The following is a 24,502-nucleotide window of genomic DNA, read 5'->3' on the forward strand; positions in this document are numbered from 1 at the left end:
TCAAAATCATCGGGAAGGTGCGCTGAAGTTATTGTGGCACAGGAGCTTTGGGCTACCGGCATAGTTCTCGCGGCGGGCGGGGGGAAACGCTTCGGCATGCCGAAGGTGCTTGCCGAGGAGGGCCGGTGGTTGCGGATGAGTGTCGCCGCGCTGCGCGACGGCGGCTGCCGTGACGTCGTGGTGGTGCTCGGGGCTGCCGTGGTCGACGTGCCTGCGGGGTCGCGGGCGGTGGTCGCAGACAACTGGGCGGACGGTATCAGCGCGTCGGTGCGCACCGGCATTCTGGCGGCCGACGGGTCCGCGGAGTTCGTCGTACTGACGACTGTCGATACCCCTGACGTGGGCGCGGCCGCCGTGCGGCGGGTCTTGAGCGCGGCGACGGAGGCGGAGTCGGGGCTCGCTCGTGCGCGCTATGACGGGCGTCCGGGTCATCCGGTGGTGCTGGCACGCAGGCACTGGCCGGAGCTTCTGGGCGTCCTGACGGGTGACGACGGAGCGGGCCCATTTCTGCGAGGGCGTCCCGACGTCGTCGACGTCGAATGTGCGGACCTGGGGACCGGTCGCGATATCGACGAGCGCCCCTAGCCGAGCATCGCGTCGGCGAAGCGGGCGACGGCGTCGGCCCCGGTGGCGGCCGCGTCGTCGTGGCCGGGTCGCGCCCGTGTCGCGACGACCCGCGTCGCGGGGTCGAGCGTCACTTCGGCGAGCAGCTCACCCGTCGTGGGCTCGCAGACCGCCCAGGTGAACAGTGTCTCTGAATCCCAGTGCGCGGCAGAGGTTTCCACGTAGTCAAGCCTCTGCTCGCCGAGTTCGCCCAGTGCGGGCCGGTCGTCGACGCGGTCATCGGCACGCAATGCGCGCAGATACCAGGCGCCGGCGTTGATCTCGACGGGCTCCACCCGGCCAGCTTGCCACGTGCCGGGAACGGGATCGGCCCCGCCCTCCGCGGCGTCGCCGCGGAAAACGGGGCCGTTCACCCCTCGGTCCTACTCGTCGAAGCCGCAACGCCCCTTGGCAAACCGATGAATCTTGCGTGAGCAAACGCTATCGGATGTCGCCGAAATGCACTGTCGGTTCGTGAAACTCGTGCACGGCATCGCGAGGCACCGCGCAACGTTGGGGCGGCCAGGCAACGGTGCGGCCAACTAATAGCTAAGTCGACGTGTGAAACTCAATGCCTACGTTTACGTGAAATCGTTGTGAACTAGTTGCTCAGCAATGACGCGAAACGGGGTGTCATCAACTGATGACACCCCGCTTCGGCAGTCAGAAATTACTCGGCGCTCTTGAGCTCCGCGATGACAGTGCCCTGGGTGATCGCTGCGCCCGCTTCGACGGACAGCCCGGTGACGACACCGTCCTTGTGTGCCGTGACCGGGTTTTCCATCTTCATGGCTTCCAGCACGACGACCAGATCGCCGGCGGCCACGGTCTGGCCTTCTTCGACCGCGACCTTCACGACGGTGCCCTGCATCGGGGCCGTCACAGCATCGCCGGACGCCGCGGCACCGCCGCCACCGCCACGCTTGCGCGCCTTCGGCTTCTTGCGGATCGCGCCGTGCGCGGGTGCACCGCCACCGCCACCGAGGGCGAGATCGCCGGGCAGCGACACCTCGAGGCGACGTCCGCCGACCTCGACCACGACGGTCTGCCGGGGGATGGTGTCTTCCTCGTCGATCGGGTCGCCACCGGTGAACGGCTCGACGGTGTTGTCCCACTCGGTCTCGATCCAGCGGGTGTGCACGTCGAACTTCTCACCGTCACCGATGAACGCGGGGTCGGAGACGACAGCGCGGTGGAACGGGATGACGGTCGCGAGACCCTCGACGTGGAACTCGGCCAGCGCGCGGCGCGACCGGGCCAGGGCTTCTTCGCGGGTGGCGCCGGTGACGATCAGCTTGGACAGCATGGAGTCGAACTGGCCGCCGATGACGGAGCCGGCCTCCACCCCGGAGTCCAGCCGCACGCCGGGGCCGGTGGGGATGTCGTAGCGCGTCACGGGTCCGGGGGCGGGCAGGAAGCCGCGGCCGGCGTCCTCGCCGTTGATGCGGAACTCGAAGCTGTGACCGCGCGGGGTCGGATCCTCGGTGATGTCGAGAGCTTCGCCGTTGGCGATCTTGAACTGCTGCTGAACCAGGTCGATGCCGGAGGTCTCCTCGGTGACCGGGTGTTCCACCTGCAGGCGGGTGTTGACCTCCAGGAACGAGATCAGACCGTCCTGACCGACCAGGTACTCAACCGTGCCCGCGCCGTAGTAGCCGGCTTCCTTGCAGATGCGCTTGGCGGACTCGTGGATCTCCTTGCGCTGCGCGTCGGTGAGGAAGGGCGCGGGCGCTTCCTCGACCAGCTTCTGGAAGCGGCGCTGCAGCGAGCAGTCACGGGTGCCCGCGACGACGACGTTGCCGTGGGTGTCGGCGATGACCTGTGCCTCGACGTGGCGCGGCTTGTCGAGGTAGCGCTCGACGAAGCATTCGCCGCGACCGAACGCGGCGACGGCCTCACGGGTGGCCGAGTCGAACAGCTCGGGGATCTCCTCGATGGTGCGGGCGACCTTCATGCCGCGCCCGCCACCGCCGAAGGCGGCCTTGATGGCGATGGGGAGGCCGTGCTCCTTGGCGAAGGCCAGGATCTCGTCGGCGTCCTTGACGGGGTCCGGGGTGCCGGGCACCAGGGGAGCGTCGGCGCGGGCAGCGATGTGGCGGGCGGTCACCTTGTCGCCGAGGTCGCGGATCGACTGCGGGCTGGGGCCGATCCAGATCAGCCCGGCGTCGAGCACGGCCTGGGCGAAGTCGGCGTTCTCGGAGAGAAAGCCGTATCCGGGGTGGACGGCGTTGGCGCCGGACTTGGCGGCGGCGTCGAGGAGCTTCTCGAACACGAGGTAGGACTCGGCGGAGGTCTGACCGCCAAGGGCGAAGGCCTCGTCGGCGAGACGGACGTGCGGGGCGTCGGCGTCGGGTTCGGCGTAGACGGCCACGCTCTGCAGTCCTGCATCCTTGGCTGCGCGGATCACGCGGACCGCAATTTCTCCACGGTTGGCGACGAGCACCTTGGAGATCTTCGAGCTGGCGTGACTGGCCACTGCGCCTCCTGACGGCATGGTGTGATGGCCCGGACGGCCATCTCTAAGAAACGTCTTTAAGAACTTATCGGGCAGTTTAAGCAAGAGCCTTGTGACCACGCCAAGCCGGTATCGGTTACTCCTCGGTAGGTTCCGTGAGCTCCAGATGACGCACGCGATTTCCGCCGGCCCGCTTGGCGCGGTACATGGCGACGTCGGCCTGTGCGGTCAGCCATCGCAGCGAGTCGACGATGTCCGTGCTCTCGACGACCGACACGTCGACGTATGCGGTGCCCACGCTGGCGGTCAACCGATAGTCGGTGGTGGTGACGGCATGCCGGGCGCGTTCGGCGAGATCGGCGATGTCGGTGGCGGCGACGATGTCGGCTGCGAGGAACTCCTCGCCTCCGACGCGGGCGAGGACCGCGGTGTCAGGAAGATATTCGGTGAGTGCCTCGCTCACGGCCACCAGCGCCGCGTCACCGGTGTGGTGGCCGTGGGCGTCGTTGAGGGCTTTGAAGCGGTCGAGATCGATCATGGTGAGCATCAGGTGGCTGCCGCGACGTTGACCGTCGAGCACCGCGGCGATGATCTCGCGTTCGAAGGAACGACGGTTGAGGAGCCCGGTCAACGGATCCCGGTCGGATTGCACGAGGTCGAAACCGAGCGCATGGACGACGAGCTGGACGGCCAGCGGGACGCCGGCGTTGAGCTCGATGACGAGGAAGATCATCGACAGGGTCAGCACCGCGTTCTGTGGCCAGGGAAGCGAGGCCGCGTGCACGGCCGCGATGACCAGTGCGAGGACGAAGTTCGCCGTCACCATGCGGCTGGTGTGAAAGAACGCGAGGTACGCCCCGGAGAGTGCCAGCGCCGTACACCCGACCACGCCGACCGAGGGGTCACCGGACAGCCAGGTCGTCAGGCCGATGCTTGCCGAGAAGGTCATGCCGAACGCGACGGATTGGGCGCGGCTGGGCCATCGCGTCAACCACAGAGCCGCCCATCCCAGGTGGACGACGGCGAAGACGACGCCGATGACGATGTAGGTAACGCGTTGAGGTGTGTCAGGTAAGAGGACCGCGTTCGCGGGGAACAGCACCGCGGCCCCGCAGATCGTTGCCATGCCGAGCTGTACGGGGCGGGTGAAATTGCGGGCGTGCAGGTAGCTCGACAGCCAGTCGTAGTGGTCGGGTAGTCGCCACCACCGCAAAACCGCGTTCACCGTACGAGAGGGTACGGGGGTGAACCGGTGTGGAGGGGGCGGTTAGCTCACCAGCCGCCGATGCCGGGGCCGCCGGACCAGTTGGGCATGAAGGGCCGGGCGCGGGTGCCGGGGACGCGTCCCGGGACCGCGATCATCGAGTCGCGGATCTCGCCCTGGCCATTCAGGTAGTCGCCGGCGCCGCGGACTTCACCGAAGGTGGCGTCGCGGGAGACGGTGCCCTGGCCGCTGGTGACGGTGTGACCGGGCTTGATCTCGTCGGCGGACGCGGTGCCGCTCGACAGTGCGAGGAGCGCGGCGGGTGCGGCGAGGACGGCGCCCCACGCGACGAACTTGGTTTTCGGCATGTATCTCCTCATGGCGCTATGTGCGGTCGTCTGCTTATCGGCGGTGGTGTGCGGGTGTTACGGAGACGGGTGGCTATTTCAGCCGGTTCTTGATGCGGGCGAGCATCGCTGACATGCCACGCAGGCGCAGCGGGCTGATCAGCTTGGCGAGGCCGAGGTCGGTGTAGAAATCGTCGGGCACGGCGAGGATGTCGTCGGCGGGTAGACCGTCCAGGCCAGTCGCGAGAATTGCCGCGAAGCCCCGCGTCGTCGGAGCCTCGGCGGGAGCACTGAAGTACAGCCGCACATGGTCGCGGTCGCCGGCATCGACATGAAGGAACAGCGGCGACTGGCACTCCGGGACGGGCTCCATCGCCGCCTCTTCGAGATCGGAAGGCAGCGGCGGAAGTTCGTCGGCGAACTCGAGGAGCAGGGCCAGCTTGTCTTGTCCCTCAACATCTTTGAAGTCGGAGACCACCTCGGCCAGCGCGGCCGGCATACTCACGGCGCTTCGCCTGGCTCTTCCCCGACGGCGACGGGCACCCGGACGGCGTTGCCCCATTCGGTCCACGAACCGTCGTAGTTGCGCACGCCCGGAAGGCCCAGGAGGTGGGTCAGTACAAACCAGGTGTGGCTGGAGCGCTCGCCGATGCGGCAGTAGGCGATTGTATTCGGCGAGTCGGCGAGGAAGCCGTACAGCTCGTCGAGCTCGGCGCGGCTGCGGAAGCGTCCGCTCTCGTTGGCGGCCTTGCCCCACGGGATCGACACCGCGGTGGGGATGTGGCCGCCGCGCAGCGCGCCCTCTTCGGGGTAGTCGGGCATGTGGGTGCGCTCGCCGGTGTACTCCTGGGGGGAGCGCACGTCGATCAGCGGTTGCGTGCCGAGGGCGTTGAGGACGTCCTCTTTGAACGCGCGGATCGGGGCGTCATTTCGTTCGACGACCGGATAGCCGGTGGTTTCCTTGCTGGGCACGTCGAGCGTGGTGTCGCGGCCGTCGGAGATCCACAGCGTGCGTCCGCCGTCGAGCAGGCGGACGTCGGGGTGGCCGAACAGCGTGAAGACCCAGAGGGCGTAGGCGGCCCACCAGTTGCTCTTGTCGCCGTAGATGACGACGGTGTCGTCGCGCGAGATGCCCTTGCGGTTCATCAGGTCGGCGAACTGCTCGCCGGTGATGTAGTCGCGCACGTTCGCGTCGTTGAGGTCGGTGTGCCAGTCGATCTTGACGGCGCCCGGAATGTGGCCGGTGTCGTAGAGCAGGACGTCCTCGTCGGACTCAACGATCGCGAGGCCGGGCCTGCCGAGATTGCCCGACAGCCAGTCGGAGGTGACGAGCCGCTCGGGGTGGGCATATGACTGCAGGGCGGGGCTGGGATCAGCAGGTAGCGGCACGTGTCCGAGCCTACCGGTGGCTCACAGAAAGCTTTGGGCGCAAGCGTGCCCAGTTAGGTGATGGCCCCGGGGCTCATCGCGAAGCTGATGATGCTGACCGTGATCAGGATCAGGCCGCCAACCACGCCGACCTTCGTCGACAGCTCGACCTGGTGCAGCCCGTGCTTCATGTCCTGGCGGGCCTGCTGGAATCGGCCCCAGCTCGCGTCGCGCAGCGGGCTCTCGACGAAGTGGTAGAGCAGCAGAGCCAGCCCGAAGGTCAGGGTCAGCGCGCTGGCGTAGTAGTAGAGGGTCGGCTCCTTCGTGGCCGCCAGCAGCACGAAGACAGGCCAGTGCACCAGGTACAGCGAGTAGGAGATGTCGCCCAGGTAGGTGCTGACGCGGTTGCGCAGGAAGGGCTGTAGGTCGGGTTCGCGGCCGATGCCCGCGGCGATGACGAGCGCGGTGCCGGCGACAGGAAGCAGCGCCCAGGGTGCGGGGAAGCCTGCGGATCCGTCGATGAACACGAGCGAGGCGCCGATGAGGGCCAGGCCCAGCCAGGACAGGATTGGTCGCGCCACGTCCGGGATGCGGGCGAGGGTCAACGTCGCGGTCGCGAGCAGCGCGCCGATGCCGAGTTCCCAGATGCGCGCGAAGGTGCCGAAACGCGCCCAGCCGGGGGAGGCGGCCGTTTCGTACAGCGCCCAGGCGAGAGACGCGACGACGACAGTGCCGGCTGCTGCGCCGATAACGATGCGGCGGCGCGCGTCGGACCACGAACTGCGAATCGCGATGGCGGCGACCGCGACGATCAGCAGCGGCCAGACGACGAAGAACTGCTCTTCAATCGACAGCGGCCAAAAGTGCAGGAGCGGTGATGCGGTGTCAGTAGCTGCCGTATGCGCGGTGCCGCTGGCAGCGAAACGCCAGTTGCCCAGGAAGAAGAACGAATAGAGCGCGTCGACGCTGATGCTGCCAAGACGAGACGGCAGCACGACCGCGGATACGGCAACGGTCAAAGCCAGCACGACGGTCGCCGCTGGGACGATGCGTCGGACCCGTGCGAGGAAGAACGTGCTCAGTGACGGGGGTCCCGAATCGGCGGCCGCTCGCAGCAAACTTTCAGTTACAAGGAATCCGGCAACGACGAAGAAGACGTCGATGCCGACGAAGCCACCGTGTGGCCAGCCAGTGAGGTTGAACGCGAGGACTGCGAGGACGGCAACCATCCGCAGCCCTTGGATGTCGAGGCGGTAGTTTGCTCGTTCTGCACGTCGGCGTCGACGAGCGGATGATTGCCGTATTCGATCGAGTCTTGTGACCATGTTTTGCCCCCCACATGCAATGAATATGCGTGCACGTTAGTAATTCGCTGTCTACCCGTAAGTGGCACAGTGTGCAACCTGTACGTGTTACAGATCACGAGGTCGCAACCGCCCGTTTCGGCGCTGTGACGGCAGGTTAAGCCTGCGCGTCAACTTCGCGAATTCTGTTGATGTGCTGGGGCGTAGAGCGTCGGGGGCCGTGCCGCCTTACAGTCATCGGGACACCGATTCAGCTGATTTAGCAAAGTCGCGACAGCTGGCGTAACCCGGACTTCTCCTGAGGAGATGCGCACATGCCGGGTCATTTCATGATTGACGTGAGGGACTGACGATGAAGAAGACGATCTTGATAGCAACGACGGCTTGCGCCGTGGTCGCCGGTGGCCTTGCGACAGCGGGGCCAGCAAGTGCGCATGCCGATGACGCGATGATTCAGTACAAAGAGCCCAATGCGATGTGGGTGATGCCGGATCTGAAGGACGAGATCCTCTTCACGGCCGAGGCGGACGTCGAGACCGTCGTCGAGCAGATGCCGCTGAAAATAAAGACGCAGGCGCCGAATAACGCGCCCGTCTACAACCTGGAGGACTGGGTCGTCTGCGGAGAATCGCCGAAAGCGGGGACCGACCTCACGAAGAAGACGAAGGGCGTGACGCTGTTGGTCGAGCGCCCGGGCGCCGACAACTGCGGGGTGTAGCGGTGACTCAATTGTTATCAAACGCCTGGGAGGAAACTGACAGCCTCTACTAGGGTTCTCGTCATGGAGTCCAAGGGGTTTAAGCGACATGCTCGCGGTGCCGCTATCGCGGCGGTTTCTTTCGGGGTGGTACTGGGAGCGACGGCGCCCGTCGCGGCCGCGCAGGAGGGATCCTGGACCATGCCTTCGCTGAGGGAAGAAGTTCTCCAGAACGCCGTCGACAGCGTGCTCGAAGCCGCAGGAGCGGACAACGTCACCTTTAACATCTACGACGCCGGAAACAATCAGGTTGTGTACAACTACACCAACTGGGTCGTGTGCGGTCAGTCGCCACGGGCGGACGCCACCGTGAAAGTTGGCGAAAAGCCTCAACGCGTGAGCATGGCGCTCCAGCGCCGTGCGTCCGGCTGCTAGATCGCTCGGCGATCCCACAGCTCCGAGATCGATATACCGGCCTGCCGCACCATCCGGTAAATCAGCGGCAGGCTCAGTCCAATCACGTTCGAGGGGTCGCCCTCGAGGCGGTCGATAAACCATCCGCCGAGCCCGTCGAGGGTGAAGGCGCCCGCGACGTTGAGGGGTTCGCCGCTGCCGACATAGCGGCTCAGCTCGTCTGCGGATGGGTGGCCGAAATGGATTGTGGTACTTCCGGTGTCGCCCTCGGTGTGTGTAATGACGCCCGCGGTGAGACGCAGGAGGGCGTGACCCGTGAGCAGATGCCCGGTGGAGCCCGCCATCGATTCCCATTGGCGGCGGGCGGCTTCGGCTGATCCGGGCTTTCCGCACAGCTGGCCGTCGAGGTACAGCATCGAATCACAGCCGATCACAAGGCAATCCGTGGTCAGCTCGTCCGGCAGTTGCGCCGCAACACTGAGCGCTTTCGCGTTGGCAAGCTTGGCGACGACCGCCTCCGGCGGCAGCTCCCGGTCGAGCGAGGCGATCAACGCATCCTCGTCAACGTCGGACACGATTACCAGAGGCTCGATGCCCGCCTGGCGCAACACGCGCAGTCGGCCTTGAGACGCCGACGCGAGTACGACTCGCGTCATTTGCGCATGTGCATGCGTTCCCAGAGCGTGATGCGCTGCCAACTGGTGACGTCGTAGCGCAGTTTGTCGACGGGGTGGCCCCACAGGTTGAGCTCTTGAGGGCCCGGCTCGCCCTGGGCGCCGCCGCCCGCGCCGGCAAGTACCGCTACGAGCGCAGCGAGTTCCTCGACGGAGGGTTCGCCTTTGACGACGTTGAAATGCGGTGCGGGGGCGGGCGGGTCGTCGATCGTCATGTCCCGAGGGTCGGAGACCTCGACGATGTCGGCGTCGTGATTCATAGCTGAATTCCTTGTCGTAGAAGGCAGGCGCCGGATCAGAGCGGGATGTTCCCGTGCTTCTTCGGCGGGGTCTGAACGACCTTGCGTTCCAACAGTTTCAGCGCGGTGGCGACGTACCCGCGGGTGTGCGACGGCGGGATGACCGCATCGACATATCCGCGTTCGGCGGCGATGTAGGGGTTGACGAGGGTGTCCTCGTATTCCTGCTGCAACTTCAGGCGCAGGGCGTCGACGTCCTCGCCGTTGTTGGCGGCTTCCTTGATCTGGCCGCGGTAGACGAAACCGACTGCGCCCGAGGCACCCATCACCGCGATCTGAGCGGTCGGCCAGGCGACGACGACGTCGGCGCCCATGTCCTTGGACCCCATGACGCAGTACGCGCCACCGTAGGACTTACGCGTGATGACAGTGACTTTGGCGACGGTGGCCTCACCGTAGGCATAGAGCAGTTTGGCGCCGCGGCGGATGATGCCGTTGTACTCCTGGTCGGTGCCCGGCAAGAAGCCCGGAACGTCGACGAGAAGGACGATCGGGATGTTGTAGCAGTCGCAGGTCCGGATGAACCGGGCGGCCTTCTCGGAAGCGTTGATGTCGAGGCAGCCGGCGAACTGGGTGGGCTGGTTGGCCACGATGCCGACCGGGCGGCCGTCGACGCGGCCGAAGCCGACGACGATGTTGCCCGCGTAACCGGCTTGTACTTCGAGGAATTCGTCGTCGTCGAGGATCCGGGTGATGACCTCGTGCATGTCGTAGGGCTGGTTCGGCGAATCCGGGATCAGCGTGTCGAGCTCGAGGTCCTCGTCAGTGAGGCTCTCCTCGATCGGGCCTCCAAGCGGCGCCGGGTAGCGCGGCGGCTCGGCGTAGTTGTTCGGCGGCAGGTAGCCCAGGAGGTCGCGGACGTAGTCGAGGGCGTCCTGTTCGCCGGAGGCGACGTAGTGCACGGTCCCGGACTTGGCCATGTGGGTGGTGGCGCCGCCGAGTTCTTCCATGGTGACGTCTTCGCCGGTGACGGTCTTGATGACGTCGGGGCCGGTGATGAACATCTGGCTGGTCTGGTCGACCATGATGACGAAGTCGGTCAGGGCGGGGGAGTAGACGTGTCCGCCGGCGGCGGCTCCCATGATCAGCGAGATCTGCGGGATAACGCCGGAGGCCTTGATGTTGTTGTGGAAGATGCGGCTGTAGAGGCCCAGGGAGACGACACCTTCCTGGATGCGGGCGCCGGCGCCGTCGTTGATGCCGATGAGCGGGCGGCCGGTCTTGATGGCCAACTCCTGAACCTTGACGATCTTCTCGCCGTACACCTCGCCAAGGCTGCCGCCGAAGACGGTGGCGTCCTGGCTGAAGATGCAGACGTCGCGGCCGTCGATGGTCCCGTACCCGGTGACCACGCCGTCGCCGGTGGGCCGGTTCTTTTCCAGGCCGAAGTTCTTGCTGCGGTGCTTGGCCAGCGCATCGAGCTCGACGAACGAGCCCTCGTCGAGCAGCGCCAGGATGCGTTCGCGGGCCGTCAGCTTGCCCTTTGCGTGCACCTTCTCCACGGCGGCCTCACCGACCGGGTGCAGCGCCTCTTCGGCGCGCTGTCGCAGATCGGCGAGCTTCCCGGCGGTGGTGTGAATGTCGATCTCGTGTTCGGCGGAGGGCGTCGGAGAAGATTCAGTCACGCTGGTCATGAGACTTGATGCTAACGGCGGGCCGACGCGGTGTCGCGGGTGGGTCTTATCGGTCCCTTAGGATTGTGGCGTTTCGGGGTGGCGTGCGATGTCACGACTTCGCGGGGAGGGGTACCGCACAGCTGCTGCGATGGTCCAGGCCAAGATCAGGCTCATACAGGCGTTGCCAGATCTTTTCGCGGCCGACTTGCTTTCAAACCAAAAGATCCCGCCAGGGCAATCAATCGACGCTGCAAACAATTATGACGGGCGGTTAAGGAGAGTTACGAGCGTGTGTCTTGACCCGTGTCAAACGGTGCCGGAGATGTCGAACGGGGTTGCAATGAGAAGATGACGTGCAGGTGAACGCCCCTTTTGGAGATTGCGGTCTAGATCGATCGAGTTCTTCCATTCCGGTTGACAGGGTGTGCGGGGTCTGGGATGCTTCCAGCAACACACAAAGGATCACGAACCTTTTGGGGGGAAATCACATGAACGCCATCGCTACTAAGGTGAAGGTGTCGGCAGCCGCTGCGGCCATGGCTGCGAGCGCAGTCTTTGTTCCGGTCGCCGCCAACGCCGCTCCGGCCATCCAGCTGCCGGCAGCACCGGCCATCTCCGACCTCGCGCAACAGCCGCAGGGCCTGTTCGGAGTCTTCTCGGTGCAGTTCACCGGCGCAGTGACGCGCACGTCGGTGTACTTCACCCGTAATACCATCCTGAACTACCAGTCGTTGCTGGCGGCTAACCCGAACTCGATTTTCGCTTCGTTCTATCAGCGCCGGCTCAACCAGCTGAATGCTCAGCTGACCCGCTACGGGCAGGTCAATGTCTCGGCGTGCTTCAACGGTCGGTCGACGTCCATTGTCGCCGGATCGTATGGAAACGTCTCGACGGGAACCTGCACGACGTAGGTCTGACGCTCATACAAATGCTAAATATTGAAGCCTGCACGTCGACTTGGCGTGCAGGCTTCAATCTTTTACAGGAATGCTGAGTGCGATTTTTTCCGAGACGCCGATCTGACCCGAGTTCCAATGCCGATGACGGCGATGACACCGAAACCGGCTATGAAGATGGTCGAGGACGGCGCGGCTTTCTCTTGGCCGCTGGGTTGCTGGTGCTTATCATCGTCGGGCTGGGGTGCTGGATAGCTGTCGGCGCTTTCCAGGCGAAGTCCAACCTCGAGCAGGCCCGTACGAGTGCGCAGCAAGCGAAAGACTCTCTGCTGGAGGGCGATACCGAAGCCGCATCGCGGTCAGCTGACGAAGCCCTATCCCACGCGCAAGATGCGCGGGACGCGACGCACTCCCTAGCATGGAACATCGTCTCGGGAGTGCCATGGATCGGCAGCCCGTTCAAGACCGGTCAACAGGTCACCGAAGTCGTTCTCGGCCTCGCGTCCGACGTTCTGCGACCGGCGGCCGACGTCGGCCTGACGATTTCTCCTGAGAGGCTGTATCGAGACGGCCGAGTGGACGTCGAACTGCTACGTAGTCAAGAACCCGATCTGCGCGAATTATCAACTAGTGCAACGCGCCTCAACGGCGAAGCTGCCGCGATCACGGATCCCCGATACGTATCCCTGTTGAGTGACGCGCGCTCCCAGCTACAAAGTCAGATCTCCGAAGTCACTTCGCTGATCGAAAATGTCGCTTTGGCTGCGCGACTTGCACCGTCGATGATGGGCGTCGACGGTCCGCGTAACTACTTCATGGGATTTCAAACCAACGCCGAAGTACGTGGCACCGGGGGACTGCTGGGTGGCTACGGCATTCTCCGATTCGACAACGGGGTCCCGAGCGTCGACACGCTCGCCCCTAATTCGACTCTCGATGACGCGGTGGCACCCGTGGAGTTCGGCGACGAGTACGACCTGCAGTACGGGTACCAGCAGCCGTTCTTCGACTTCCGTAACAGCAACATCAGTCCGCACTTCCCGTATGCCGCGCAGATTTGGCAGGGGATGTGGCTGGAACGAACGGGGATGAATGTCGACGGCGTGATCGCCATCGATCCTGTCGCGTTGAGTTATATTCTGGGCGCCGTCGGACCGGTGACGATGCCCGACGGCGAGGTTGTGACGAAGGACAACGTAGTCGAACTGACGGAGTCGACGGCCTACCTTCGATTTCCGACCGATCAAGTTGCACGGAAGCAGTACCTGCAGGACATCGCTAATGCGGTCGTGACCAAGATGACCGGACGAGTCGGGTCGCCCAGTCAGCTCCTGGATGCGCTTGGAAAGGCCGTAGGCGAGCGTCGGATTGCGATTTGGAGCGCGGTACCGGAGGAGCAACAACTCCTAGAGGAGACTCCACTAGCCCATGTCCTTCCTGACGGTGAAGGGCCATTCGCCGCAGTGGTCCTTAACAACCTCGGGGGTAACAAACTCGACTACTACCTCAAGACACAGATCGAATACGCGGCAGATGAATGTCACGGTCCGACTCGAGCATCGACGGTCACTGTCAAGTTGACGAACGCAGTACCGAACGGACCCTTACCCGACTACGTCGCGGGAGCTTCCGGACTGTCACCCGATCTAGGGCTCAATCTTCCCGAGGGCACGAGCGTCACGTCTGTGCGGCTTTTCGCCACCAAAGGCTCGGAGTTGTCGGGCGTGATCCTCAACGGCGAACGAGTACCGGCGATTCACTACACCGAAAGGGGTCACCCGGTGTTCGAGGTGCAGGTAATCATGACGGCCGGCCAAACCGCTGACATCATGTTTCAACTCTCTGAACCAACGGTGTCGGGACCGCCCCAAGCGCCCAGCCAGCCTCTAGTGGAGACGGTGACTCCGAAGGTGATGGTGCCTGAGTGCTCGGGTTGATCGGGTTCTTGAGCGCGGGGCAGATCAAGCAGAGCGAAGCTCCGCAGCAAATGAACACAGCAAGAGGGGGGTTGCATTGAATCTGCGAGACTTCGTCAAAGTACTGCGCTCTCGGTGGATCACGGTGTGCGTAACCGTCCTTGTGGCAGTGCTCGGAGGAGTTGTACTCAGCTTACTCACGACGCCGCTGTACCAGGCGACGACAAGATTGTTCGTCTCCACGAACGCCGGTTCCTCTCTCTCCGATGCGTATCAGGGCAGCCGTTTCTCGCAAGAACGCGTGGTGTCGTACGCAGAGTTGCTGATGGGCGAGACTTTGGCTCAGAACACTGTCGATAAACTGGGTTTAGATATGACCGCAGCTGAGCTTCGGGAGAATGTGACAGCCAGCGCGAAGCCCGATACCGTCCTGATTAACGTCGAAGTTCTCGACGAATCCCCGGTCAGGGCTCGTGATATTGCCAATACCTTGTCCGATGAGTTCGTTGCCATGGTGCGGGAATTGGAGACGCCGGAGAATGGTGCACCGCCGGACTCCCGCGTGGTGGTAGAGCAACGCGCCTCGATTCCTCGTGACCCTGTAGTGCCAGAGACCGCTAAAAACATAGCGATCGCTCTGGCATTTGGTGTTGCATTGGGTGTGGGGCTTGCAGTTGTTCGTGATTTGCTAGATAACACCGTCAAGAGTCGCGAGGCCCTTGAAGAAATCACCGGCACTGGGGTAGTGGGAAGTATCCCGCTCGACAAAGAGCGGCGTAAGCATCCGGCGATCTCGTTCGACAACGATAATTCCGGGATAGCGGAGTCTTTTCGAAAGCTCCGGACCAATCTGCAGTTCGTGTCCGTGGATAACCCGCCTCGCGTAATCGTTGTTACGAGTTCGATGCCGAGCGAGGGAAAATCCACTACGTCAATAAACATTGCTCTGGCACTCGCAGAGGCGGAGCACAATGTGGTTCTCGTCGACGGCGATATGCGACGTCCAACGATTCATAAGTACCTAGATTTAGTGGGCGCCGTTGGATTCAGTACAGTGCTGAGCAGCGCGGCTTCCCTCGATGAGGCGCTCCAGAAGACGCGCTTTCCTGGCCTTACTGTTCTCACATCGGGAACGATCCCTCCAAACCCGAGTGAACTGCTCGGCTCTCAGTCGGCAAAACATCTGCTCAGCGAGCTGCGCTCGAAGTTTGATTATGTGATTGTCGACTCGACCCCGCTGCTAGCGGTGACTGACGCTGCAATCTTGGCGGCTGGCGGAGATGGCGTCCTGCTGGTTGCGCGGTTCGGGCACACCAAGCTAGACCAACTCGAGCATGCGGTAGGCAATCTTGAGAGTGTGGGTGCTCCACTGCTCGGTGCAGTGTTCACTCTTATGCCCACGCGCGGAAGTTCGTCGTATAGCTACAGCTACACCTATTACGGGGTTGATAGCTCGCAAATGCCTGCCGCGCCGCCTGCTGCGCTTGACCCCGGATCGCCAAGCGCGGACGTTTCCAAGTCGGAGGAAGCCCCGGCCCCGGGAAGGCGGCGCAAGGCCGGAAGCTGAGCCGGCGAGATCGTGCGAAGCCTGCCCGGCCTGCCCGGCTAGCGCGCGCGCCGTGTCCCGCGAAGGCTGCACCGACTGGGTGGCCACAAAGTGCTGCTGGAGTCAGCGATGGACGGCCGGCGCGTCATCGTGCGCCCCGAGGGCACACCGACGCACATCGTGGCCAACGGCAGACTGTTCAAGACACTGCCGGCGCACCGCTCCGCGCGGTACGCGACCCACCTCTGAACCCTTGCCACCGCCTTCACACCGAGCCTTGCGCCGCGTAGCGGCCAACGGAACAGACACCGTCGCCGGCCAACGGCTACGCATCGGACACAGTTACCAAGGCCAGACGGTCGCTATCGCCATTGAAGACACCGTTTTTCGCGTTTTCATCGACGGCACTGAGATCTGCACCCACGCAAGACAACTCGACAGCGACGTCACCATCTTCGAGGCCTGTCCCGGCGCCACAGCATCTGTTCTCCGCAGCCGTCGACGCAGAGCGAATCTGTCAAGGGCGCCCGGAAGCAGAGTCGTCAAGCATGTCCTGAGACCGCACACTGACAGACGCCGTTGATGTCGATGGTGGCCGAGCGCAGGGGTTTGACCTGACTTGGATCACGTTCTTGGCTTGATGGTGGCCGTAGGATTTTGACCTGTGTTTTATTGTTCGGTTCGGCGAGAATTTGTGCATTAAGTTGGCGCCGTAGGCTGCGGGGGTGGCCTATGTGCGCACCGTAAAGACCGCCTCGGGTGCGACCGAGGTGCAGATCGTGGGTCAAACCGGTGAGAATCGCGCTCGATCGAACACCTGGGCTCAACGCACAGCGCTGGGTGCTCTTCAATATGTCCACGCTGCACTCCGGAACCGTGCAGGCGCCGGATTCCGCGAACCCGGCTTGTCCAATGCCGACTGGAACCGCAGATCACCCTCGGGCCGTTGACCGACGTCATACACGACGTCCCCAGACTTGACCTTATTCGACGAGTAACGCCGTCACTTGGGAAACAGGCCTTCCAGCAGCGTTAGCGCCTGCTCGCCGCGTGAGCGCCAGGAGTGGCCTCGCGCTACTGTTCGCCGCCGCGCGGCCGCTTGCTCGGACCATGTCGCTATGCCTTTTTGAACGGCGAGCAGAAATGCACCGCCTTCTGCCAAGACAATATCTTCCGATTTCGTATGCTCGAGACTGGGCAGCGCGGTTGAAACAACTTGTAGTCCCGCAGCCAAGTACTCATAAACTTTCATCGGAAAGACACCCGAAGTGTAATCATTTAATCGATACGGAATGATTCCAACAGTTGATGAGGCCAAGAGTCGAGCAAGTTCTTGGGGCGCCAGATTACCGACGTAGTCGATACCTGGTGAAGCGAATAGATCGTCCATTTCTCGTCGGGCGGACGTGCCGTCGATCGCTGTCGGTCCAGCCACAACGACTGGCACTTGCGCGGCAGTCAACGACCTCAGCAGGTCAAAATCCACTTTGGTCGGCGTCAAGTTTCCAGCGAAAACTGCGCGAGGCTGGCGCATTTCGTTAGCGGCTTCGTAAAGGTCGGTATCGGCTACGTTCTCCCAGAGCAGGACGTCTTTACGGCCCATGCTCTGCAGGTGATTGCGGACCCCCGAACTGCTCGCAATGACACAGTCGGCCTTTGCGAGGAGCGACTCCTCAGCGGCCAGGCAAACCTCGGCCGGCCACAAAGGTTGAGTATGCAACAAGTCGACCGAATGGTAAACCGTGCGGGCAAAGCGGTCTTCGAGGCCGTAGGTAACCGGCGAGAATGTCCACAGTACGGCGTCTTGCCCGTCGACGGGTAGGCGTTCCACAAGACGCTTGTTCAAAGCACGAACCGGTCGGAGACCGTGAAGAGGGACCACCATGGGGTGTATGACTTCAATGCCCCACGTTTCGGCACTTGAAATGGTGACGGCTCGGCTAGCCCGCAGTCGCGATATCGCGCGGCGTATGTCAGTCGACCCCAATGTGGGCCGCCGAAGCCCGAAGGATTCGATGTAACTGACAGGAAGTTGACGGACAAGTTCGCGCGCTAAGTGTTGCTTGTTCGTCCATATTGCGCTGTTGAAGTCCGCAGTGGAAAGGATCACGACACGTTTTGGGCTCATTGTCACGCTTTCTCTTCTAGGCCCTGCCCCGTGGGGCGCCGCACCGTCGGTCTGAGGGCGCCAGGTTCTCAACGAATTGCCTAGCTCCTATTCGGGCGTTTCTGACAATACCGGCGCGTCGGCTGGCAGGCCGCGGCATCTGTCCAGCCGCTTAGCCCTTGCCGCGGCCAGCAATCCGCTGCCGCGGCAGCAACACGCGAAGTGCTCGAGCAGGTGAAGTTTCGGTCAGACATACCGCCGTCTTAAGTTGCCACGTTGCCTTGTCAGGTTGTCGGTGCGTCCAGGCTCCTTGTTCGTCGTAGGCGGTGTGGTGGCGTAGGCAACCGTGCAGGACGCCGACGAATCACTTGCCTGGCGCACGGTGCGATCAATCACGCTATCAATACCAGGAAGCGTTCTGGTGCAACCGCTTTGGTTGATTTAATCCATCACAGCAACGCAGACTCTCAATATACCGCTGTGGCGTTCACGGAGCATCTGACCGACGAGAGGATCGTGCGTTCGATCGGATCGGTCAGCGATAGTTTCGACAACGCGCTGGCCGGATCGGTAAGAGCAGCTGCAAGACCGAACTCATTGACCACCAACCGCTTTATCCCGGCACGACAAAGCTATCCCTGGCGACCGCCGAATGAGTCGCCTTCGCTTCTATAACAGTGAACGCGTTACGGCTCCTGCCACGACCTGACACCCGACCGCGTCGAAACGCTCTACTACCATCGCCAACGGCACACCGAGGAGGCACTCAGATAACAGATCCTACCGACACGCCCGGGGATCAACGGGGCCATGCTGCTGGAGTGTTCACCCTGAAATTTCCGAAGGAGTGCGCCTGCACATCGCTCAGCGACGTGATTGGATGAAAAGTGCGAACTAAGATCCGACCAGACCCCAGCCGCCAAGGGAAACTCGTGAGCTTCGACCACCTTATTATCACTCGGTTTAATGTGCGCATCGACGACTGGGTCGCAGACGATGATTGGCTCCGTCACCGACTGCGGTACTTTCGCGACGTCTGCTGCCCATCGATGAAATGTCAAACTAATCAGAACTTTCGTTGGGTTGTTCTCTTTGACGCCTCCCGCGAAGCCTGGTTTGACGCCGAGGTGCAGCGGCTGTCCCGGGACGGACTTTTCGAGGCGGTGTGGCTCGAGCAACCTCTAACCGCGTCGCTCGCGGCGTCCATCGCAGCGGAGCGTTCTTCATCGGACTGGCTTATCACTAGCAGAGTAGATAACGATGATGCTATAGCGCGTGACTACGTGGAAGCCGTTCAATCGAACTTTCGGCAACAAGAATTCGAGTTCATTAATTTTCAGTCCGGGCTGCAACTGACCGATTCCGGCGAACTTTACCACCGGTTAGACCCATCAAATGCCTTTGTATCGTTGGTAGAAAGGCGTAAGGGCGACCCAGTGCGTTCCGTCTATCTTTCGCCTCACGACAAGCTGGCGAATCATGGGCCAGTGCGGCAAGTAAAGGCCCATCCCATGTGGCTTCAAATGGTTCATGGCCGAAACTTGGGAAATCGGGCGAGAGGCGTTCGAGCCAATCCTAGGGTACTCGCTGAGTACTTCGACATCGGAATGGCCGCAACGGCCATCAGTCGTCCAGCGCTAGCAGCAAGCAGAACGCGCTCAGCCGCATCGCTCGCATGGCGGGTCGCAAGCAAACCTAGCAGGATCGCGTGGCTAGGCCGCGTTATTCGAAACCGTATCCAGACGTGAGTTTGGATACGGCGTACCGTGCGCCAAGAGCGCGAGTTTCAACACTGGTTCTTTGTAGGGTGATTTAGCCTCTTACGATCGGCGTGTAGTCGCTGGGGACGATATTGCAGCAAGAATCGGACCAATCCCGTTATCCAACAAGCTGATCGGGCTGAGTGTTCTCGCGCGATCAGCTATTCAGCGACCGCGCGTCGGCGTTTGGGGGCACCACCGCCTGCTCATCGGACAACTCGCAGGCGTCGCGGGTTAAGGCAAATTCAGCCTCACGTTGCGCAATGGGCCGCCGAGAGCTTGTCTGCCTCCACGCTCGGGGTGCCCTCACTGACGCCGGCGTCGATCAGGGCCTGGCGTTTCCAGCGGATCATTGTTGCCTGGCAGATTTCCGGGTCTCAGCGGCCAGCACGGCCACTGGTTCACCCGAGCGAAGCCTCGCGACGATTTGCCGGCGCACCGAAGGCGAATACTGACGGCACATGACCTCCCGATGATCACTCTGCCCTCGACCTCAAACCAGTGGACCAACTACGCGGTACAGATCAACCGTTTCTAGAGTCCTGTGGCCCGGGTAAGGGATGATGAAACTCGTGGCTGGATGCAAACGGCATTCCGGGAAGACATCGTGCGCAGGTTGTGCCGCGCGAGTGAATTGGCTGACGAGGGCTAGAACGGCGATCAAATCGCCGCCGAAGTGGGTGTCGGCGGCGACGCTGTAAAAACGGCGGCGCGCTTACGGCGGGATGGTCAACGACGCGTCCAGGGAACTCAAGTAACTGCGCGAGCAGAACGCCCGCCTCAAGCGGCTACTGGCCGATGCCGAGCTGGCGAAGGACGCGTTGCGGGAGGTCGCGAGGGGAAAATTCTGAGTCCTGCTGCCGAGCGGGGCGCCGTGGACATACTCAAGGGCACGTTGAGCATGTCGGAACGGCTGGCGCGCAAGGCCGTTAGGCTCGCCCGTCGGCCAATGCGGTCGTATTCAGACAGCGCCGGAACAGATGGAGAGCGGGGTACCTAATGTTAGACCCGTCGCCGCTTGGGTGCCGACCGGTCATGTTGGATTCGCGCTAGCATTTACAGCGTGACTCGTGACGACATCGCCATTGCATACGACCACCTGACGCAACTTGGTGGAGCGGAGCGAGTCATCCTCGCATTGGCTCGCGCTTTTCCGGATGCGCCGATATACACCCTGTTATACGATGCCGACTCGACCTATCCGGACTTCGCTCAGCACGAGATCCGAGCCAGTTGGCTAAATCGGGTGTCTTTCCTGCGAAGATCGCATCGAATTGCGCTACCATTTTTGGCTAGTGTGGCCGAACGTACAAGGATGGACGCGAAGGTGTCGATAGCGAGTACGAGCGGTTGGGCACATGGATTTCAGACATCCGGGTCGAAAATTGTCTACTGCCATACACCAGCGCGATGGCTGTATCAGGCCGATGTGTATCTCGGCCCTGGAAAACTTTCCATCAAGAAGATCGCGCTTTCAGTTCTGGGACCATTCTTGAGGCGGTGGGACAAAAGAATGGCTGCTACAGCAACAACATATTTTGCGAACTCCACAGTGGTCCAAGATCGGATACGGCGCACCTACGGTATCGAGGCGGAGGTGTTGCCAGCGCCACATTCTATCGATACGTCACTGCCTCAGGAGGCTGTCGACGTCACGAAAATACCGGGAGCGTCGCGGGGCGGATTCTATCTCTGCATCTGCCGTCTATTGCCATACAAGAACGTCGATGCGGTAATAAGTGCGTTCAACTCACTTGGATTACCTTTGATCGTTGTTGGGGCCGGGCCCGAAGAAGGCCGACTGCGGCCCTTGGCGGGGCCGACGGTGCTGATGATGAAAGAGATACCCGACGAGCAAATCAGATGGCTATACGCAAACTGCCTGGCTGTTGTATCGGCCAGTTATGAAGACTACGGTTTGACTCCGATAGAGGCGGCAGCTTACGGCAAGCCTGCAATAGTTCTGCGCTGGGGTGGCTTTCTGGACACTATTCGAGAAGGGGTAACTGGTGTCTATTTCGACCGCCCGGAGTCTCCCGCGATCGTCCAGGCAGTAAATGATGCGAGAGCGCACAAATGGGATAGTGCCGCGATTCAAGATCATGCTGAAGGATTTTCAGAAGAGCGCTTCATAGCGCGCATCGTTCAAGAAATCGAGAATACGGATGCTAACTAGCTAGTACCGCACGAGTAGCTCGGATTTCGCCGTGTCTGCGCTGGTCAGAGCGGTGACCACGGCATTGTACGGAGTATGTCAAGATATCTGAATATGCCGGGGCCACCGCGTAGACTCCGACCAATGGCAGACCGAGTTCTGCGCGATGTTGCACCGCATTGCGCCGCGTTTTGTCCGTATGGGCCGCTGCGGCACGCCAGTGCGCTGCTGGCCCGGAATGATTGCGGACCTGGATCGCAAGAATTGCTGGACGATTGCCGAGCACCGCGGCGCGTCGACTCCCGACGGGTTGCAGCATCTGCTGGCCGCGGCCAGTTGGGACACTAATGAGGTGCGCGACGATCTGCGTAACTACGTCGTCGACTCGTTCCGTGATGCTTTGGGTGCAACTTCGTCCCCTACGATATCCAGCTGTCTCTGACCGCTTTCGCGATAGCATCGTTTCCGCCGCCCAGGACGTTGTGCACTTCGAGTCCCTCCAGGCGGGGCTTAATCGGCCACCACGTGGCCGCCGAGTTCGAGACTTGTCGAGTGAGTACACCTGAGGCGATAGCCGCGTAGTGAAGCCAAAAGTCGTCTGCCCGCGGACAGACGCCCATAAACTCGTCTCCTTTGAGGCGCAACGACCTTAGCACCTTCGGCGGATATAGGATTCCCGAAACACCGGTCGCCAATAGGTTTGCCGCAGGAGATGAATGCGTGCACGGTCGCCAAGAAGAGTAGGGCTTGTCCTCCTCAATCACCCGGGCGCGATAGGCAATTACCTCGTCCGGTCGATACGCTTTCATCAATCCGGCGAGCCAATCTCGCGGATAGATTACGTCGTCATCGGCTGTGACGAGGGGCCGGTTGAGCTCTTCGTCCAACACATAAGGGAAGTACTTCTTGTGCGGACCGTAGTCTATGCAGTGTCTCAATATAAGCCCACGGTTGACAAGGCGTTGTAACGGGCGAGGAGGTTTCTCCACGACAGCCGCGTCCTCGTGCCAAAGAATAAGTCGGCGAGGTCTAATGTCACCTCGCCCTATCGTTTCTAGGGACTTCCAGACACTCTTAGTTCTCTTGCCGTACGTAGTCATTGAAACATCAACATCGGAATCCCCGGTGATAGGCCGACGGGAGTACACGTTGTGAATTCGAAGTAGGAGGCAGTAGATGAATATCTGCATGTGCATGAGTAGCTTTGGCAAATATCGCACTGGGCGGCGTCCATTATTCTTCATCGACGCCCCATTGCACCAATGCGTTGAGATGAGCGAATGCAATGCTGGTTTGGCCGCCGGTCAGCGTCGTATTTCGCGGACGACGTACTGCCGGCGATCCTATTTGTCCCGATTACTTGCTTCCAACAATTTACCGTGCCCTGCAGACGGTGATGCAACGTTTTATCCGATCTTTCTTGTGCTCGCTATCTTTAACGGTGGTGGCCGTCGCAAAAGCGACGAATGCGCGGTACTGCCGGCGTTGCTTACCGTCCCGCCTGATGCATCCTGCTCGAATGGAGACGCAATAACGTAAAGATAGCTAAGGGCGGCAGCAAAAAGAATCATTGTCAACCTGTCGCCGTAAAACGGAGTGTTGTCTGCCATGCCATGAAAGAACACCCATGCTAGTGCACATAATGCCAAAATTGCTGTGCGTCGGTCGCGCAGCGACGGTTGTGCGACTGCTACGCGGAATCCGAAGGCGAGTGAAGCAGCGACAAATGCAATCGCAATAAGCGCAGCGACGATACCCGAATATGCCCATGCAGCGATCACGTAGTTATGGGGTGGAAGATTGTAGTGACTTCCTATCCGACCGACCTGTTCAGTCCAGCCGCCGAAGCCGGGCCCGAGGATAGGATGCTCGCGAAACATCGAAGCAGCTCTTGCCCATAGCAGTTGACGGGTGTCGTAGCTGCTATCGGACGCCGCGTAGAACGACGGCGCTATGCGCTGGACAATGTCGCTAGCTACAAGGTATGCCAGTGGCATTGTGAGGAGCGCGGGCAGCGCAAATTGTATTGCCGACCCACGGCGCATGTGGGGGAAGATGATAACGGAAATCGCGCAACATGTTCCCACGAGAATGGCTGATTTGGAGCCTGTGAACAGCGAACCTGCTAATGAGATGCCTGCGCATAAGAAGAGTAACCGGTGCCCAGTGCGACGAGCGGCAACGCATAACAAAAGACCCGCGACGCCTCCAAACAAGGACGCTACGTTGCCATTCACAAGCAAGCCGCCCGATTTGGATACGTCCAGCACGTTGTTGCCTAAGTCGGTGTAGAGGCGAGATGCAGTAGGGCCAACTGTGATGGCAGCGGCTTGCGAACGAAGGAAGCGCTCTTCCAGCGTTGGACTGACGCGAAATAGTATTACTAGAAATGATTGAAGCATAACTCCTGGAACCATCCAGATCACAAAAGTGTCAATTAACTCAGGAGTGTTGCGTGCAAGGACAATCATCTCGCGTAGCCATAAAAGGAATACGAGTGCATATGTGACGGTGACTATTCCGGGTCGAATTCCGGAACTAGTGGCCCACAGGAGGGAAACTGCAGTTACGCAGACGAACAGGCCAATTAGTGTCACGAGTCTACTATCTGCAGGGGTTCGATCGCGGTCCAGGAGGCCGACGATGCAGGTGATCACCGTCCAAATCGTTGCTAGCGGCAGCGGCATACCCGGCAAGTAGAACTGCGGAACCGTTAGAAGTGCGACACCAATGAGGCGCATGCGGTGCGGCATCATCAAGTTGATGACCAGCAGTAGTGCCGATACTCCGGCGCCCACGAGCACTTGGTTTTCCCCTCTCCCCACAGCTATGCGCCGCCGCGTCGCCGCTTTTACTGAACCCGGCGTTGGATGAAGCTTAATACTCTGACTCCAAGATCGGTTGGCAGTGCAAGCCACTCATGCGCCTGAGCCGCAGAGGGGAAAGTGCTTGTGCGCCACCGATGTGGAGCGCGTACTCGCGCACCCGTTCGTTTCGTTGGAGCTCTCCACCGCAGTTGCGTCGGAGGCTTGAGTGCCACGGCGGGGCCGCTGCGGCTACGGAGTTGACGTTCGACCTTGGGAGCGGTGACTTCGTGCATCCGTTCCAGGCTCTTCATGATTGAGGGTGTGGTCGGGGTTT

General features: G+C 61.6%; 20 protein-coding genes and 3 pseudogenes. 10 read left to right on the forward strand and 13 right to left on the reverse strand.

Features of this window, described 5'->3' with window-relative positions; translation table 11 throughout:
- Positions 1-33: 33 nt before the first annotated feature.
- The gene (locus tag P9A17_RS06330) at positions 34-585 is read left to right on the forward strand and encodes a nucleotidyltransferase family protein (protein ID WP_278037727.1); all 552 of its coding nucleotides are present in this window, start codon (positions 34-36) and stop codon (positions 583-585) included.
- On the opposite strand, the gene P9A17_RS06335 is transcribed toward P9A17_RS06330, so the two are convergent.
- The 7 genes from P9A17_RS06335 to P9A17_RS06365 all read right to left on the reverse strand — a co-directional run bounded on the left by P9A17_RS06335 (position 582) and on the right by P9A17_RS06365 (position 7,302).
- Positions 582-899, reverse strand: a complete 318-nt coding sequence (locus tag P9A17_RS06335; RefSeq protein ID WP_278038623.1) for a hypothetical protein — start codon at positions 897-899, stop codon at positions 582-584. The two genes, P9A17_RS06330 and P9A17_RS06335, sit on opposite strands and share 4 nt — an antisense overlap.
- 374 nt (positions 900-1,273) lie before the next feature.
- Positions 1,274-3,079: an acetyl/propionyl/methylcrotonyl-CoA carboxylase subunit alpha gene (locus P9A17_RS06340; protein ID WP_278037728.1), complete on the reverse strand. Its 1,806-nt coding sequence runs from the start codon at positions 3,077-3,079 to the stop codon at positions 1,274-1,276.
- Between the two features lie 115 nt (positions 3,080-3,194).
- Positions 3,195-4,283: a sensor domain-containing diguanylate cyclase gene (locus P9A17_RS06345; RefSeq protein ID WP_278037729.1), complete on the reverse strand. Its 1,089-nt coding sequence runs from the start codon at positions 4,281-4,283 to the stop codon at positions 3,195-3,197.
- 47 nt (positions 4,284-4,330) lie between these two features.
- Positions 4,331-4,630, reverse strand: coding sequence for a hypothetical protein (locus tag P9A17_RS06350; protein ID WP_278037730.1), 300 nt, complete (start codon positions 4,628-4,630; stop codon positions 4,331-4,333).
- 73 nt (positions 4,631-4,703) lie between these two features.
- On the reverse strand, positions 4,704-5,171 hold the full coding sequence (locus P9A17_RS06355) for a SufE family protein (RefSeq protein WP_278037731.1): 468 nt from the start codon (positions 5,169-5,171) through the stop codon (positions 4,704-4,706).
- Positions 5,111-5,998, reverse strand: a complete 888-nt coding sequence (locus P9A17_RS06360; RefSeq protein WP_278037732.1) for a sulfurtransferase — start codon at positions 5,996-5,998, stop codon at positions 5,111-5,113. Before P9A17_RS06360 ends, P9A17_RS06355 begins: the two co-directional genes overlap by 61 nt.
- Positions 5,999-6,051: 53 nt before the next feature.
- Positions 6,052-7,302, reverse strand: a complete 1,251-nt coding sequence (locus tag P9A17_RS06365; RefSeq protein ID WP_347403828.1) for an acyltransferase — start codon at positions 7,300-7,302, stop codon at positions 6,052-6,054.
- Positions 7,303-7,633: 331 nt separating this feature from the next.
- Between P9A17_RS06365 and P9A17_RS06370 the strand changes: the two genes are divergently transcribed.
- Together P9A17_RS06370 and P9A17_RS06375 are read left to right on the forward strand one after the other, a co-directional pair.
- Complete coding sequence (locus P9A17_RS06370) at positions 7,634-7,999, forward strand: hypothetical protein (protein ID WP_278037734.1); 366 nt, start codon at positions 7,634-7,636, stop codon at positions 7,997-7,999.
- A 63-nt stretch (positions 8,000-8,062) separates the two neighbouring features.
- On the forward strand, positions 8,063-8,413 hold the full coding sequence (locus P9A17_RS06375; RefSeq protein WP_278037735.1) for a hypothetical protein: 351 nt from the start codon (positions 8,063-8,065) through the stop codon (positions 8,411-8,413).
- Here the strand turns inward: P9A17_RS06375 and P9A17_RS06380 are convergent.
- From P9A17_RS06380 to P9A17_RS06390, 3 genes are read right to left on the reverse strand one after another with little or no spacing between them, the layout of a single operon-like run.
- Positions 8,410-9,048, reverse strand: coding sequence for a nucleoside triphosphate pyrophosphatase (locus P9A17_RS06380; RefSeq protein WP_278037736.1), 639 nt, complete (start codon positions 9,046-9,048; stop codon positions 8,410-8,412). The genes P9A17_RS06375 and P9A17_RS06380 overlap by 4 nt on opposite strands.
- Complete coding sequence (locus tag P9A17_RS06385; protein ID WP_278037737.1) at positions 9,045-9,326, reverse strand: acyl-CoA carboxylase epsilon subunit; 282 nt, start codon at positions 9,324-9,326, stop codon at positions 9,045-9,047. Before P9A17_RS06385 ends, P9A17_RS06380 begins: the two co-directional genes overlap by 4 nt.
- A 35-nt stretch (positions 9,327-9,361) precedes the next feature.
- Positions 9,362-10,999, reverse strand: coding sequence for an acyl-CoA carboxylase subunit beta (locus P9A17_RS06390; RefSeq protein ID WP_278037738.1), 1,638 nt, complete (start codon positions 10,997-10,999; stop codon positions 9,362-9,364).
- Between the two features lie 470 nt (positions 11,000-11,469).
- On the opposite strand from P9A17_RS06390, the gene P9A17_RS06395 reads away from it, so the two are divergent.
- From P9A17_RS06395 to P9A17_RS06410, 4 genes and pseudogenes are all read left to right on the forward strand, one after another.
- Positions 11,470-11,892, forward strand: coding sequence for a hypothetical protein (locus P9A17_RS06395; protein ID WP_278037739.1), 423 nt, complete (start codon positions 11,470-11,472; stop codon positions 11,890-11,892).
- Between the two features lie 203 nt (positions 11,893-12,095).
- Positions 12,096-13,814 carry a DUF4012 domain-containing protein gene (locus tag P9A17_RS06400; RefSeq protein WP_278038624.1) on the forward strand — a complete coding sequence of 573 codons (1,719 nt, stop codon included), beginning with the start codon at positions 12,096-12,098 and terminating at the stop codon, positions 13,812-13,814.
- 76 nt (positions 13,815-13,890) lie between these two features.
- The gene (locus P9A17_RS06405; protein ID WP_278037740.1) at positions 13,891-15,360 is read left to right on the forward strand and encodes a polysaccharide biosynthesis tyrosine autokinase; all 1,470 of its coding nucleotides are present in this window, start codon (positions 13,891-13,893) and stop codon (positions 15,358-15,360) included.
- A gap of 43 nt (positions 15,361-15,403) precedes the next feature.
- Positions 15,404-15,802 (forward strand): annotated as a pseudogene (locus P9A17_RS06410) (IS481 family transposase); the annotation flags it as partial.
- A 540-nt stretch (positions 15,803-16,342) separates the two neighbouring features.
- Here the strand turns inward: P9A17_RS06410 and P9A17_RS06415 are convergent.
- The gene (locus P9A17_RS06415; protein ID WP_278037741.1) at positions 16,343-17,185 is read right to left on the reverse strand and encodes a glycosyltransferase; all 843 of its coding nucleotides are present in this window, start codon (positions 17,183-17,185) and stop codon (positions 16,343-16,345) included.
- A 696-nt stretch (positions 17,186-17,881) separates the two neighbouring features.
- Here P9A17_RS06415 and P9A17_RS06420 point away from each other — a divergent pair.
- The 3 genes and pseudogenes from P9A17_RS06420 to P9A17_RS06430 all read left to right on the forward strand — a co-directional run.
- Positions 17,882-18,010, forward strand: a pseudogene (locus tag P9A17_RS06420) (IS3 family transposase); the annotation flags it as partial.
- 1,927 nt (positions 18,011-19,937) lie between these two features.
- Positions 19,938-20,062 (forward strand): annotated as a pseudogene (locus P9A17_RS06425) (IS3 family transposase); the annotation flags it as partial.
- A gap of 207 nt (positions 20,063-20,269) precedes the next feature.
- Positions 20,270-21,382 carry a glycosyltransferase gene (locus tag P9A17_RS06430; protein WP_278037742.1) on the forward strand — a complete coding sequence of 371 codons (1,113 nt, stop codon included), beginning with the start codon at positions 20,270-20,272 and terminating at the stop codon, positions 21,380-21,382.
- Between the two features lie 398 nt (positions 21,383-21,780).
- On the opposite strand, the gene P9A17_RS06435 is transcribed toward P9A17_RS06430, so the two are convergent.
- Positions 21,781-22,551 (reverse strand): hypothetical protein, encoded by a 771-nt coding sequence (locus P9A17_RS06435; protein ID WP_278037743.1) that lies wholly within the window; start codon positions 22,549-22,551, stop codon positions 21,781-21,783.
- A gap of 216 nt (positions 22,552-22,767) precedes the next feature.
- Positions 22,768-24,159 carry an O-antigen ligase family protein gene (locus tag P9A17_RS06440; RefSeq protein ID WP_278037744.1) on the reverse strand — a complete coding sequence of 464 codons (1,392 nt, stop codon included), beginning with the start codon at positions 24,157-24,159 and terminating at the stop codon, positions 22,768-22,770.
- Positions 24,160-24,502 lie beyond the last annotated feature (343 nt).

Source organism: Mycobacterium sp. 236(2023) (genome assembly GCF_029623955.1).
Taxonomy (GTDB): domain Bacteria; phylum Actinomycetota; class Actinomycetes; order Mycobacteriales; family Mycobacteriaceae; genus Mycobacterium.

Excerpts from the sequence above, each read along its gene's own strand:
- P9A17_RS06380 (WP_278037736.1), bottom strand. The coding sequence starts at position 9,048 with ATGACGCGAGTCGTACTCGCGTCGGCGTCTCAAGGCCGACTGCGCGTG.
- P9A17_RS06370 (WP_278037734.1), top strand. The coding sequence starts at position 7,634 with ATGAAGAAGACGATCTTGATAGCAACGACGGCTTGCGCCGTGGTCGCC.
- P9A17_RS06365 (WP_347403828.1), bottom strand. The coding sequence starts at position 7,302 with ATGGTCACAAGACTCGATCGAATACGGCAATCATCCGCTCGTCGACGC.
- P9A17_RS06395 (WP_278037739.1), top strand. The coding sequence starts at position 11,470 with ATGAACGCCATCGCTACTAAGGTGAAGGTGTCGGCAGCCGCTGCGGCC.
- P9A17_RS06390 (WP_278037738.1), bottom strand. The coding sequence starts at position 10,999 with ATGACCAGCGTGACTGAATCTTCTCCGACGCCCTCCGCCGAACACGAG.
- P9A17_RS06350 (WP_278037730.1), bottom strand. The coding sequence starts at position 4,630 with ATGCCGAAAACCAAGTTCGTCGCGTGGGGCGCCGTCCTCGCCGCACCC.
- P9A17_RS06435 (WP_278037743.1), bottom strand. The coding sequence starts at position 22,551 with ATGCAGATATTCATCTACTGCCTCCTACTTCGAATTCACAACGTGTAC.
- P9A17_RS06355 (WP_278037731.1), bottom strand. The coding sequence starts at position 5,171 with ATGGGGCAACGCCGTCCGGGTGCCCGTCGCCGTCGGGGAAGAGCCAGG.
- P9A17_RS06385 (WP_278037737.1), bottom strand. The coding sequence starts at position 9,326 with ATGAATCACGACGCCGACATCGTCGAGGTCTCCGACCCTCGGGACATG.
- P9A17_RS06375 (WP_278037735.1), top strand. The coding sequence starts at position 8,063 with ATGGAGTCCAAGGGGTTTAAGCGACATGCTCGCGGTGCCGCTATCGCG.